Raw genomic sequence first — 12,964 nt, 5'->3', positions numbered from 1 at the left:
ACAGTGTTGGGAATGACGCGGACAGTGTTGGGAATGACGCGGACAGTGTTGGGAACGACGCGGGCAGTGTTGGGAATGACGCGGGCAGTGTGGGAATGACATCATTATAGCATCCGCCTAAGGCGGACAAAAGGCCGGACAGTAGTGTAATTTTAATGATTATATTCTGCTGCAAAATCCGGTCAAATCTGCGGTTTTAATTAGAAGATTTTATCTTTATTCGTATTTTCCTTGTATCAGACTTTCCCAACCCGAAAAACTCTTCATAAATAACCGTATCCTCAGCCAGTTCAGGATGGAATGTCAGCCCGATTATATTGCCGCTTCTCACTCCGACAACCTCGCCATTATGTTCGGCGAATACCTCTATGCTATTGCCAATATCTTGTATCTTCGGCGCGCGAATGAAAACCATCTCGATTTGTTTGCCAATCAATGGCAAATTACCCATTGAAATAAATGAATTTATTTGCGAACCATAAGCATTTCTTGAGATTGCAACATCAAGGCGGTTGAGTGTTTCCTCAGGCGGATTAATCGTCTTATCAGCCAGAAGAATTATACCGGCGCAAGTGCCAAGTATCGCGCCATTGAATCGCTTCAGAAGCTCCCATAATCCATTTTCCTTTGCCAGCTTTCTGATGGTAGTGGATTCGCCGCCGGGGATAATCAACGAGCTGACCTGATTTAACTCCTCCGGCTTTTTCACATATATATATTTGCGGCCGAGTTTGTCGAGAACCCGGCCGTGCGCGAAATAATCGCCCTGTAATGCTAAGATGCCATCAGTCATCTTGTCTGCAAAAGTTCATCTTCCGGAATCTGCTTAATATTGAGGCCTTTCATCGGTTCGCCCAGACCCTTAGACAGTTCGACAATTTTTTTGAAATCCTGGTAGTGGGTTGTTGCCAGCACAATAGCTTTGGCTGCTTTTTCGGGGTCGGATGATTTGAATATCCCCGAACCGACAAAGACCGACTCGGCGCCAAGCTGCATCATCAAAGAAGCATCGGCAGGAGTTGCAATACCGCCGGCGGCAAAATTCGGAACCGGCAATCTCTTATGAGTTTTTACCCATTTCACAATTTCAAACGGCGCGCCAAGGTTTTTAGCCTCAGCCATCAATTGACTATCATCAAGCTGAGTAAGACGTTTGATACTGTCGTTCACCAACCGCATATGTCTGACAGCCTCGACAATATTGCCGGAGCCAGCCTCGCCTTTGGTGCGCATCAAAGCCGCGCCCTCGCCAATCCGTCTGAGCGCCTCGCCCAAGTTGCGGCATCCGCAAACAAACGGAATTTTGAATTTATCTTTGTCGATATGATTATGCTCATCAGCTGGGGTTAAAACCTCAGACTCATCGATATAATCGACTTCGAGCGCCTCCAGTATCTGCGCCTCAGCGAAATGTCCAATACGGCATTTAGCCATTACCGGAATACTTACGGTCTTCTTAATGTCCTGAATTATAGCCGGGTCGGTCATGCGAGCGACTCCGCCATGTTCACGTATATCCGAGGGCACTCTTTCCAATGCCATCACTGCCACCGCGCCGGCATCCTCAGCGATTTTAGCCTGCTTAACATTGGTAACATCCATTATTACGCCGCCTTTAAGCATATTGGCTAATCCGACCTTGACTTTAAAATCCTTATTATTAAACATATCTAAAACCTCACTATTAAATTAACTTACGCTTACATTCCTAAGCTGTTCCCTTTATTCGGATTACTTTAAAATATAATAAATTACCAGTAATCTCACTAAGAACAATTATGCTATTAAAATATAGTTTTATTATCGGTCTGTCAAGTTTATTGAAAGGGGGAAGAATAATGATATATTATAATCAACAACACATATAATCACCTGCCTAATCAGACATTACAAAATAAATGGAATAGTTACCCCGTCTGGATTGTATATAATTCAAAGAAGGTAGTTAATCCGGATTCATTCGCTGGCGAATAAATTAACCCTTTTGCATCAAATATATGAAATATAGTTAAACTCTAATTTTAAATGTGGAGGTACACATGAAACTGTTGAAACATTCCAAACTGGCAATGTTAATTTTAATTGTCGTAGGTTGTCACTTGGCAATCGCCGGTACAACCGGCAAGATTACAGGTAAGATTGTTGACAGCGAAACCAAAGAGCCCATTCCCGGTTCTCGAGTCATGATTGAGGGAACAACAATGGGGACTAATACCAATCCGAAAGATGGGACCTATACTATTATAAACGTGCCGCCCGGTAAATATACTTTAATTGCCAGCTGCATTGGCTATAACAAGTTCACTGTCGCCAAAATACTGGTTCAATCCGATTCTGTTGCAGAGCAGAATTTTGAGCTTGTATCCGAGGCTATCGAGGTTGGGAATATAGCAATCATCGGCAAACATCCTGATATCGATAAGTTCGAGGTGAGCTGCGTTGACCGGGCAAGCAAAGATGAGATTGCTATTATTCCAGTTATTCATATTGGAGGCGCTGCAAAAGATCAAAAAGGTTCTACGTCTAAGGTCGACGAACTGCATGTTCGCAGTTCGCGCGCCGGTGAGTCGGGTTCTGTTTATGATGAGACTATAATACGCGGCCAGCTCGGCGGTTATGGTTCAACTAATATACCTAAAACAACAGCCGAATCAAAACTGCGAACAACGATATTAACTCCTTCGCCTTATTATAATAATGAGGCGTACGACTTCATCAATGAAAACAAGTTCATAAATGCCCTTGATACGCCGCTGTCAACATTTTCCATCGATGTTGATGCCGCTTCCTACAGCAATATGAGAAGGTTTATCAATAAGGGCAGTTTTCCGCCAAAGAATGCAGTCAGGATAGAGGAGTTTATAAACTACTTCACTTATGATTACCCTCAGCCTGATGGCAAACATCCGTTTTCGATAACTACGGAAATCTCCGAATGCCCCTGGGATAACACTCATCGCCTGGCGCATATCGGCCTTCAGGGGAAAGATGTTTCGATGAATGAGTTGCCATCCAGCAATCTTGTTTTTCTTATTGATGTTTCCGGCTCGATGAAAAGGCCGGAAAAACTGCCGCTTTTAAAATCCGCCTTTAAATTGCTGGTCAACAAACTTGATGAGGGCGACCGAGTAGCTATCGTTACCTATGCCGGTAATGCGGGTCTTCAATTGCCATCAACGCCCGGCTGCCAGAAGGATGCTATTTTGGCGGCTATCGACAGGCTTGGAGCTGGCGGCAGTACTGCCGGCGCGGCGGGGATCAAGCTTGCTTATCAGATTGCTAAAGATAATTTCATGAAGTCGGGCAACAACCGGGTTATTCTGGCAACTGATGGCGATTTTAATGTCGGCATCTCAAGCGATGAAGGACTTGTCAAGCTGATAGAGGAAAAACGCGACCAGGGCATTTTCCTGACAGTATTAGGATTCGGCGCCGGCAATTACAAAGGTTCCAAAATGGAAAAGCTGGCAGACAAGGGCAATGGCAATTACTCCTATATCGATAATATCATCGAGGCGAAAAAGGTGCTTGTTAATGAAATGAAAGGCACGCTTTTCACCATTGCCAAGGATGTTAAAATACAGATAGAATTCAATCCCGCCAAGGTGCAGGCATACCGTCTGATTGGCTATGAGAACAGGATTCTCAACAAAGAAGATTTTGCCGATGACGCCAAGGATGCCGGTGAGCTTGGGTCGGGCCATACGGCAACCGCCTTATATGAGATTATCCCCGCCAACCCGGAGGATTTTGAAGCTCAAACCGGCGAATTGCGGTATCAGGTTATGCGGCTCAGGGGCGATGCTTTTGAAAGCCCGGAATTGCTGACTGTCAAATTCAGATATAAAAAACCGGATGGCAATAAAAGCAGGCTTATCGAACATCATGTAATCGATACGGATATCGCGCTTAAACGCACCTCGGATAATTTCAGGTTCTCCGCCGCCGCGGCAGAATTCGGCATGCTGCTGCGTGATTCTCAATTTAAAGGCAATGCCAGCTATGAACAAGTCTTAGAGCTTGCCAGGGATTCGAAGGGCGCTGATAGTAATGGCTATAGAAGAGAGTTCATTGAGCTTGCCGATGTCTGTAAATCATTGGCTAATTCATATTCCGACAGATAATGATTCTGCCGTATCTTAGAGGGCAAATCTGATTATTTGCAAGTTTCACTCCGACTGCCAAGCGGGGGCGTTCGCCTGAGGCAAACGCCCCCAGGCTGTTGGCAAAACAACAAACCCTTCTTGTTGCCAAACGCTGTTTGGCAACAAGAGGGCGTATGCAATACGCCCCTACGCGTTACGATTTTATAAAATTTCGTGCTGTCGGAAGTTGCTTCCGACAGCTCTGGTAGAAGAATCAGTTTTTTATCAACAACCTGACCGCCTGCAAATTAAGGTGGCTTTTTTATTTTTGATATTGCGGAAATATTTTAGCGAAATACAATATTACAAATCCTTGCTTTGCCAATTCGTATTTATTAAATTAGCCGCCGGATTTGTATTTTATAGCTGTTGTATGTCCGTGTGCGCCAGTATTGTTGATGTGCATTTGAACGTATTAACATGAGAAAGAGAATTAATAAATTTTTAACAAGAGTGGCTTTATGAAAAAAGAAATGAAAAAGATTTTAGTTACCGGCGCAGTTGGTCAAATTGGGTCGGAGTTGACTATGGAACTGCGTAGAAAATACGGCGCGGAAAACGTTATCGCTGCCGGACGTAAAACCCAACCCTCGGATGAGCTGAAAAATTCGGGGCCGTTTCACTTCATCGATGTTTCCGATATTAACAGCGTTGAGGAAATAGTCAAAAAATATGATATCGATACAGTCTATCATATGGCGGCAATCCTTTCGGCTGTTGGCGAAAAACACCCTCAGCTTTGCTGGGATGTTAACATGAACGGCACAATCAGCATCCTTGAACTGGGCCTCAAATACGAAATGGCGCGGATTATCATCCCCAGTTCAATCGCTGTTTGGGGCGCCGGTGTTCCGCTTGACAACACGCCGCAAGAATCGATTTTAAAACCCTCTACTATGTATGGGGTTACCAAAGTTTGCGGCGAATTATTGTGCGATTATTATGTCAAGCGTTTCGGGCTTGATATCAGAGGGCTTCGCTATCCCGGCATTATCTCCTATGAAACTCTGCCGGGCGGCGGCACCACCGATTATGCCGTGGCCATCTATTATGAAGCGGTCGACAAAGGCAAATACACCTGCTTCGTGAGCGAGGACACCCGTCTGCCGATGATGTACATGCCGGATGCGATCAACGGCACTATCCAACTGGCTGAGGCTGATTTTAATAAGCTGAAGCATCATTCCGATTTCAACCATGCCGCGATGAGTTTCTCGGTAGCCGAATTAGCCGCTTCAATTAAGAAATATATCCCCGGTTTCGAGGTAACCTACGAGCCGGATTACCGTCAGGAGATAGCCGATTCCTGGCCGAATTCTATCGATGATTCGGCGGCGCGCAAGGAATGGGGCTGGAAACCCGAATACAACCTCGACGCCATGACTCAGGATATGCTCAAACATCTCAAAGAACGCAAAGAGAAGGGCACACTATATAGATAGATAGTTATTCAGCGTCAAACAGATGGTTTATCAGGTAAGCTGTTTTTCATAGCCGGAGTTTAACACTTGCGTTTTGATAAGGCACAGCGCTGTAATATGTTAACCATAATTGCGATTAGAAATCCGACACAACAAGACTCTTCATTGAGGGCCTCGGGACTTTCAAAGCTTCGAAAATCTCAAGCTGCTTTGCATCCGCGCTCACCAAGGCATGATGATGACTATGACCGCTTTTCCAAGCAACAACATCTATCCGGCGTAGTCAGTAGGGCAGGTCTCTCCGAGACCTGCCTATTCGCTGCGTATATATAAACTACTGCAATGTATTTCGTTATATTAGCAATTTCCGAATCCTGCCCTACGATACTAAAACTATTTGATATTATCGTAAATCAATAAATATTCCCCGGGTGTCCCAATTCGGAAAACAGGAAGCTATGCATTTAGTCAAATAAAATCAAGAAAATCTTAATACACAGTTTGTTGATAATTTATACAAAGAGCGTAAGGACTTAATATCACCTATCGTAATACTCTATGTAAAATCATAACAAAAAAAGGGCTGCCAAACAGACAGCCCTTCCATCAATCAAACTAAATTGCAACCCCTAATTAAGCCAAGCCAAATTTCTCAATATTAGCGTCAGCTATCGCCTGGATTTTCTCCAGCTCCTTCTTGCCCTCATCCGCTGCAAATAGGTGGCGGTAGCGTCCCTGTAGTTTGAGATACTCGGCTACCGGCTTGAGGTCATTCTTGATTTTGCGTACACGAGTAACCTCGCCATACCTCATCTCGATAATCGGGAACAATCCGGTATATACCGCCAGACGGGCGATTTCAACCGTTTTCTCGGTACTATATGCCCAACCCAGCGGGCAGGGTACATGAAGGTGAATGAACGTAGCGCCCTTAATAGCCAGCGCTTTCTTGGTTTTCGACTGGACATCCGCCGGGAAACCGACTGTTGCCGAAGCCGCATACGCGATATTGTGTGCGGCTACAATCTGAAGCAGCGGCTTTTTACCAATCGGATTGCCAAACGATTCCTTGCCGGCTGGCGATGTAGTTGTATTAGTATCAAACGGCGTTAGACCGGAACGCTGAACGCCGGTGTTCATATAGGCTTCGTTGTCATAACAGACATATAAAACCCGCTGGTTGCGTTCAAGCATCCCCGACAAACAGCCAATTCCGATATCGGCAGTGCCGCCATCGCCGCCCTGCGCGATAACATTGACATTCTCTCTTTTGCCGAGAGCGCGCAAACCTGCATCCACGCCGCAGGCAACTGCGGATGAGTTCTCAAACAGCGAATGTATCCACGGCACCCGCCAAGCGGATTCCGGGTACGGTGTCGAAAACACCTCAAGGCAGCCGGTGCTGGTTACTACCATTGTATTCGGACCGGCAGCATTCATAATCAGCTTGGCGCCTAATGCCTCGCCGCAGCCGGCGCAGGCGCGGTGACCGCTGGTAAATAATGGTTCTGTTACCGGAGGTTTTTCTTTTCTTTTCTTAGTTGTTTCTGCCATAATTAACCTCCCAACACTTCTGTTCTAAGGTCGACAAATTGGTTAATGACTTCTTTGCCCTGTGATTTTTTGTAAGCATCAATAAGAGATTTCGGTGGAATATCACGTCCGCCAAGACCGGCTACGAAACCGGAAATAAGCGGCTGATGTTTCTGATTATAGAAGCAAGCTTTCAGTTCCTCCTGAAGGATGCTTCCGAAACCGTTTGAGTATGATTTATCGATAACAACCAACTGCTTAAGGTTGGCGCAGGTCTCACGAATTTTCTCAAAAGGAAACGGCCGGAAACTTCTGATTTTCAAAACGCCGACTTTCTCGCCCTTGGCTCTCAACGTGTCGACAACATCTTTTATTGTGCCAACAAGCGAACCCATCGCCACAAAAGCGGTTTCAGCGTCTTCCATCCTGTAGGTATCGATTAATCCGCCATACCAGCGGCCGGTTAAAGCCTTGAATTCTTCAGCGGTTTTTTCGATAATCGCAAGCGAGTCTTCCATTGTCTCTTTAAGTTTATAACGGGTTTCCATATACCAAGTTGGTTCCGCCAGAAGCCCCATTGTAATTGGGTTTTCAATATCCAATTTAGCAACCGGCTTAATCGGCGGCAGGAAATCATCTACGGTTTTCTGGTCGAGCATATCAACCGGCTCGAAAGCGTGAGTCAGAATGAAACCATCCATGTTCACGGTAACCGGCAGAGATATTTCGGGATTCTCCGCAATCTTGTAAGCCTGCGGATGCATATCCATAAGTTCCTGAGCATCCTCAGCGAAAAGCATGATAATTCCGGCATCTCGAAGTACGACAATATCGGAATGATCGTTCCAGATACTAATCGGAGCGGACATAGCCCTGTTGGCAACTGTAACCACAAGGGGTAATCTCATACCGGCGATATTGTACAGCACCTCAGCCATCAGTATAAGCCCCTGGGCTGTAGTAGCCGAATAAGCTCTGGTTCCAACTGCGGCGGCGCCAAGCACTACTGAGGCGGCGCCAAACTCTGATTCGACATTTATGAATTCTGTTTTCAATTCGCCATCGGCGACTATCTTCGCTAAGAATTCAACAATATGGGTCTGCGGCGTGATAGGATAAGCAGCAATAACATCCGGACGGCAAAGCTTAACCGATTGAGATACCGCCATCGAGCCTTCAATAAACTTCCTCATTTCACCTCCAGTACCATATCAATGTCATCGACCGGACATTCATAGGCGCAGATACCGCACCCTTTGCAGTAATCCATATTAGCATTGTATTTGCTGTCCTGCCCGAATACGCAGGCATCAGGGCAAACAGTAACACAGATACGGCAATCGTTGCAGTTCTCGTGCTTGAATACCGGCATAAGCGTTCTCCAAGCTCCGGTCTTATTGACTTTGGAAGTGCCCGGCCCTACTGTTAAAAGAATCGGTTTAGACATGGGCTTCCTCCTTAACTAACGCGAAGGCTCTCTCGACAGCCGCGACATTTTTAGCCGCAATTTTCGCCGGGAACCTATGCTCAATAGCTTTCTTCACGCCATCGAATGAAATTATCTTAGTTACAGCCGCGAAATAGCCAAGCAAAGTGGTATTCTGAATCGCTCTGCCGATTACCTCAAGAGCAATCTTTGTAGCCGGGACGGTAAGAATTTTTCCCTCGGTTTTGAGATTGTAATCTTTCGGATCTTTCTCGGTATCGATTATTAATAATCCGTCAGGCTTCAAACCGGCGGTAACATCTACCGTGCCGATTAAAGTGGGGTCCTGCACAATCAGAAAATCCGGTTCATAAATCTGATTCCGGCATCGCACCGGACTGTCGGAAATCCTGACAAATGATTGCACCGGAGCTCCCATCCTTTCCGAACCAAAGGCGGGGAAAGCCTGAGCATATTTACCGTCAGCGAAAGCAGCCTGGGCTATTAATTCAGCCGCAGTTACCACTCCCTGGCCTCCGCGTCCGTGAAGACGCAATTCTTTCAATTTATCCTCCTATTAATTTAAAGGTCTTGAAAACTACTATCATTATATTAATACCATAATTGGTTTTAAAACATCCATATCTAAACATCCTGAAATTATTTCACCTTTGAAATCGTTATGCCTTTTTGACCCTGATATTTGCCCTTTTTATCTTTATATGACACATCGCATTCAGTATCGGCTTTTAGAAATATCAATTGAGCAATTCCCTCATTTGCATAAACCTTAGCCGGCTTATTGGTAATATTCGATATCGCGAATGTGGCATGCCCTTCCCATTCAGGCTCGAACGGCGTTATATTAACAAGCAAGCCGCAGCGGGAATAGGTCGATTTGCCGGTGCAAATCGTAAGGATGTTTCTGGGTATGCGGAAATACTCAACGGTTCGGGCAATAACGAAACTTCCCGGGGGAATTATACAGCGGTCGCCTTGGTAATCATCGAATGCCGACAAGTCGAAATTTTTCGGGTCGATTATGCCGCCGCCGGAATCTGCCGGTATCTTGAATTCATCCGCCACGCGGATATCATAGCCATAAGATGAGACCCCATAAGATATTACATTTTCTCTGGCTTGTGATTCGGCAAAAGGCTCAATCATCTTGTGCTCTTTAGCCATCTTAACTATCCAATTGTCGGGCATAACCGGCATTACTCACCTCATCTAATAGATAAATTAAGTTACAAAGTTAATCATAGCAATATAGTCTGTCAATCACTTTCTATGTAATTTTGTTAATTATTTCACAAACGAAAAAGGTTCACCATAAAATGTCTGTATGATTTAAGCTGGTGATTTATATATGCTTATAGTCAACTCTATGATGCGGGTGTCATCTATCTTTGTTGGGATATTTTATTGAAACGCCAGTTGGCGCACAAGGACATACGCCAACCACGGAAGTTGGCGAGCGGGGACATACACCAACCACGGAATTGTCGGAAGCAACTTCCGACAACACATAGAATATCGCGTAGGCGCAGGCGGCATTGCGGCGTGTAGGCGCAGGCAGCATTACGCGTCGTCAGTCCGCCGCGGCGGGTGCTCTGCTTTTCGCGTCGTCAGGAATCCTTTCCTGACGACATCGGTATAAAACTGTGGGGTCGGATGTTCTTCACCCAACCGGTAGTCAGGTCTGAAAACCGGCAGCACATACAAACTTACCCCAACCACAAGATAATATAAGTTTTCGTTAGCTACAAAACGGATTTGCTTTTTTCTCGAAACTCAGATTTTAGAATTTTATCACTTTCAGATGTTGAGACAGGCTTTTCAATTTCGTTAAATCCCTTTATTGTGAGCTTCTTTTTGCCCTCACGCTTATATGATATAAATCTCATTATTTGGGGAACCAGTCTAAAGCTGTTAATGTAAAAACCGCCAACTCCAATTCCATACCCTATAAAAATAGCCATGCGGGTTTCATGGAAAGTGGTTGCGGCAAACATAATAGCCATGAATAGAATATTTGAGAAAGTTAGGCATTTAAAACTATTTATAAAGAGATTCTTTTTCCCGGAAAAGCAAATTCTCCGTTTGAGCGTAATAAATATAAAGCTGTAGCAACATATAAACGAAAACAGAAGATAAATAATCTCTTTATTGCCCCAGAATAGCGGCAGTCTTTGCCATTGAAATATTTGCTGTTGAATAAAAAACCCAACCAGAAGAGATAACGCTGCGATTATGGCGCTTGTCGAAAAATGCACAACGTTTTTAACCCTGTTCTGGTTATCATGATTAGCTTCATATTTGTACGCATACCCGGAATTAACCATCCTGTTTTGTTCTTTTATGGCAGCCTCGGCAACTTTATTAATTTCATCTATATCGAATGGTTTTTTTATATACTGGTACACTCCCGTTTTAATTGATTCGATGGCCCAATCAAAATCATAATGAGCAGAAATGATAATTGACAGAGTCTGGGGTGATATCTTTTTGATTTTATTTATAAGATTAATGCCGTTTGTATCCGGAAGGTCTAAATCTACAAAAATTAATTCATATTCTTTTTGGTCGATTAAATTTAAAGCGTTAAAGCCGCTATAGGCGCAATCCACATTATAGTTTTCACGAGTCAGAATATCTTTAATTAGACAGGTGATGTGCTCATTATTATCAATCACTAAAATATTTGACATATCTAACTGGCGCCTTTGCCATTGAATACAGCGGGAATTGTTCTGGCTAATATTTTGGTATCAAGCCAAATAGATCTATTGTCAATATATTCAAGGTCTAATTTCATCCAGTTGTCAAAATTGACATTGTTTCTTCCGCCAACCTGCCATAAACATGTTATACCCGGCTTAATCGACAATCTTCGCCTCTGCCAGGGGTCGTATTGTTTGACTTCTTTTAGCAAAGGAGGACGAGGTCCCACAAATGACATATCGCCTTTGAGAACATTAAATATCTGGGGCAATTCATCAATTGAGGTTTTTCGAAGCAATCTGCCGACTGGAGTAATTCTGGGATCATCTTTAATTTTAAAGACCGGACCGCTCATTTCGTTATATTCCTCCAAATTGGCTTTAAGCTTTTCAGCGTTAGGAACCATAGTTCGAAATTTATACATTGTAAATTTTTTACCATTAAGGCCTAAACGTTCCTGTTTAAATAGAATCGAACCTTTTGAAAATATCTTGATAGCAATCGAGGCAAAAAGTAAAAATGGAGAAATTAAAATTAATCCGGCCGCTGCTCCTATGCGGTCAATTATACTTTTAACAAAATGATAAGAACCGCTTTGCTTGGTATTATCATACAAAAGAATCGGATATTCAAAAAAGTCGGCGGCACGCATCTCGGCATACTTGGGAGGATAGAGATTGGCTAAAATTGCTACCCGCGTACCCATAATCTGACAATCATCAACAGTTGATTCAATAAATTTCAGCTTGTCATTTTCCAATGCAAAAACAACCCAGTCCACCTGATGGGATTTAATAATATCAGGCAAGTCATCAAGCATGCCAATTTCAGATATATTATTAAGTCGGGAGCGCATTTTATCCGAGCCATTGCCGGAATCTATACCGCAATCCACATAACCGATTATCTTAAAACCCCAATGAGCATTGCTTAGTATTTTGTTGGCAAATTCTTTGGCTTTATCATTTTTGCCCACAATAACGATTGTCTGATAATTATAGCCTCTTTTGCGGAAATAGTGTAAACTTACATTTACAAACAACTGCAATAAACTTAAGGCTAAAAAACTCACTAATAAGAAAAGCACTATTTGAAATTGAGATTGCACATTATAGCCGGAAAAATATATAAAACCAAGGAATATAGTCGAAGCCTTAATGGATGCCTTGGTAATTGGCTTCAATGTTTCCAAATTTGATTTTAGCCTGAAAAAATAACAGTCCCTATGATACCATAACACTAATCCCCAGATAAGTATCACCGATATTAACAAGTTGTTGTAAAAACCAGACTCCAAGTTTCCGGTTTCTATTAATGATTCGATAAACAATGAAGCCTTAAAACTAAGTGAAATAACAATTAAGTATGTGAAAAGCAGAAGCTTTCTAACTCCTTCAATGTGATCCCTTAACATTCTCTACCCCATTTGATTGAAAAACAATTAATCCTGATGGTTAAATCTGTGCTTTTGCTTTATATCGGCAGAGTTCGGGTCACTTAACTCAGACTCGATTGTTAAGGCGTTTCACGCTGCAACAATTAATATATAGATATGATTTTAGCAGAATAAATATATTATATAGACAGCAAGTTACTAACCCTGCTTATTTATAAATTTTCACTGCTGTCCGGCCTTTTTATAGAGTTCTTAAAATAATACCCAACAATCGAAGCTTGCTTATTTCATAATCCATAGAGCAGCGGGATGTTGGGCG

General features: G+C 43.4%; 12 protein-coding genes. 2 read left to right on the top strand and 10 right to left on the bottom strand.

The window, feature by feature from the left end:
- Positions 1–196 precede the first annotated feature (196 nt).
- Both pdxT and pdxS read right to left on the bottom strand, forming a co-directional pair.
- Entirely contained in the window at positions 197–793 is a 597-nt protein-coding gene (gene pdxT / locus J7K40_00310) for a pyridoxal 5'-phosphate synthase glutaminase subunit PdxT (GenBank protein ID MCD6160840.1), read from the bottom strand.
- Positions 790–1,668 (bottom strand): pyridoxal 5'-phosphate synthase lyase subunit PdxS, encoded by an 879-nt coding sequence (gene pdxS, locus J7K40_00305; protein MCD6160839.1) that lies wholly within the window; start codon positions 1,666–1,668, stop codon positions 790–792. Before pdxS ends, pdxT begins: the two co-directional genes overlap by 4 nt.
- A 617-nt stretch (positions 1,669–2,285) precedes the next feature.
- Between pdxS and J7K40_00300 the strand changes: the two genes are divergently transcribed.
- Positions 2,286–4,124: a VWA domain-containing protein gene (locus J7K40_00300; protein ID MCD6160838.1), complete on the top strand. Its 1,839-nt coding sequence runs from the start codon at positions 2,286–2,288 to the stop codon at positions 4,122–4,124.
- 494 nt (positions 4,125–4,618) lie between these two features.
- Positions 4,619–5,587 (top strand): NAD-dependent epimerase/dehydratase family protein, encoded by a 969-nt coding sequence (locus J7K40_00295; GenBank protein MCD6160837.1) that lies wholly within the window; start codon positions 4,619–4,621, stop codon positions 5,585–5,587.
- 612 nt (positions 5,588–6,199) lie between these two features.
- On the opposite strand, the gene J7K40_00290 is transcribed toward J7K40_00295, so the two are convergent.
- From J7K40_00290 to J7K40_00255, 8 genes are all read right to left on the bottom strand, one after another.
- Positions 6,200–7,120 (bottom strand): pyruvate ferredoxin oxidoreductase, encoded by a 921-nt coding sequence (locus J7K40_00290; protein MCD6160836.1) that lies wholly within the window; start codon positions 7,118–7,120, stop codon positions 6,200–6,202.
- A 2-nt stretch (positions 7,121–7,122) separates the two neighbouring features.
- Positions 7,123–8,292, bottom strand: coding sequence for a pyruvate ferredoxin oxidoreductase (gene porA, locus J7K40_00285; GenBank protein MCD6160835.1), 1,170 nt, complete (start codon positions 8,290–8,292; stop codon positions 7,123–7,125).
- A complete protein-coding gene (locus J7K40_00280) occupies positions 8,289–8,546 on the bottom strand; it encodes a 4Fe-4S binding protein (protein ID MCD6160834.1) in 258 nt (85 codons plus the stop codon). Before J7K40_00280 ends, porA begins: the two co-directional genes overlap by 4 nt.
- A complete protein-coding gene (locus tag J7K40_00275) occupies positions 8,539–9,090 on the bottom strand; it encodes a pyruvate ferredoxin oxidoreductase subunit gamma (protein ID MCD6160833.1) in 552 nt (183 codons plus the stop codon). Before J7K40_00275 ends, J7K40_00280 begins: the two co-directional genes overlap by 8 nt.
- A 95-nt stretch (positions 9,091–9,185) precedes the next feature.
- A complete protein-coding gene (locus J7K40_00270) occupies positions 9,186–9,743 on the bottom strand; it encodes a dCTP deaminase (protein MCD6160832.1) in 558 nt (185 codons plus the stop codon).
- Between the two features lie 181 nt (positions 9,744–9,924).
- Positions 9,925–10,107, bottom strand: coding sequence for a hypothetical protein (locus J7K40_00265; GenBank protein ID MCD6160831.1), 183 nt, complete (start codon positions 10,105–10,107; stop codon positions 9,925–9,927).
- Between the two features lie 181 nt (positions 10,108–10,288).
- Complete coding sequence (locus J7K40_00260) at positions 10,289–11,236, bottom strand: response regulator (GenBank protein ID MCD6160830.1); 948 nt, start codon at positions 11,234–11,236, stop codon at positions 10,289–10,291.
- 2 nt (positions 11,237–11,238) lie between these two features.
- Positions 11,239–12,663, bottom strand: coding sequence for a sugar transferase (locus tag J7K40_00255; protein MCD6160829.1), 1,425 nt, complete (start codon positions 12,661–12,663; stop codon positions 11,239–11,241).
- Positions 12,664–12,964 lie beyond the last annotated feature (301 nt).

Source organism: Candidatus Zixiibacteriota bacterium, from assembly GCA_021159005.1.
Classification (GTDB): Bacteria; Zixibacteria; MSB-5A5; order UBA10806; family 4484-95; genus JAGGSN01.
The sequence above is the reverse complement of the archived record's forward strand: the minus strand, read 5'-3'. Positions and strand labels throughout refer to the sequence as shown.

Excerpts from the sequence above, each read along its gene's own strand:
- pdxT (MCD6160840.1), bottom strand. The coding sequence starts at position 793 with ATGACTGATGGCATCTTAGCATTACAGGGCGATTATTTCGCGCACGGC.
- pdxS (MCD6160839.1), bottom strand. The coding sequence starts at position 1,668 with ATGTTTAATAATAAGGATTTTAAAGTCAAGGTCGGATTAGCCAATATG.
- J7K40_00295 (MCD6160837.1), top strand. The coding sequence starts at position 4,619 with ATGAAAAAGATTTTAGTTACCGGCGCAGTTGGTCAAATTGGGTCGGAG.
- J7K40_00290 (MCD6160836.1), bottom strand. The coding sequence starts at position 7,120 with ATGGCAGAAACAACTAAGAAAAGAAAAGAAAAACCTCCGGTAACAGAA.
- porA (MCD6160835.1), bottom strand. The coding sequence starts at position 8,292 with ATGAGGAAGTTTATTGAAGGCTCGATGGCGGTATCTCAATCGGTTAAG.
- J7K40_00280 (MCD6160834.1), bottom strand. The coding sequence starts at position 8,546 with ATGTCTAAACCGATTCTTTTAACAGTAGGGCCGGGCACTTCCAAAGTC.
- J7K40_00270 (MCD6160832.1), bottom strand. The coding sequence starts at position 9,743 with ATGCCGGTTATGCCCGACAATTGGATAGTTAAGATGGCTAAAGAGCAC.
- J7K40_00265 (MCD6160831.1), bottom strand. The coding sequence starts at position 10,107 with ATGCTGCCTGCGCCTACACGCCGCAATGCCGCCTGCGCCTACGCGATA.
- J7K40_00260 (MCD6160830.1), bottom strand. The coding sequence starts at position 11,236 with ATGTCAAATATTTTAGTGATTGATAATAATGAGCACATCACCTGTCTA.
- J7K40_00255 (MCD6160829.1), bottom strand. The coding sequence starts at position 12,663 with ATGTTAAGGGATCACATTGAAGGAGTTAGAAAGCTTCTGCTTTTCACA.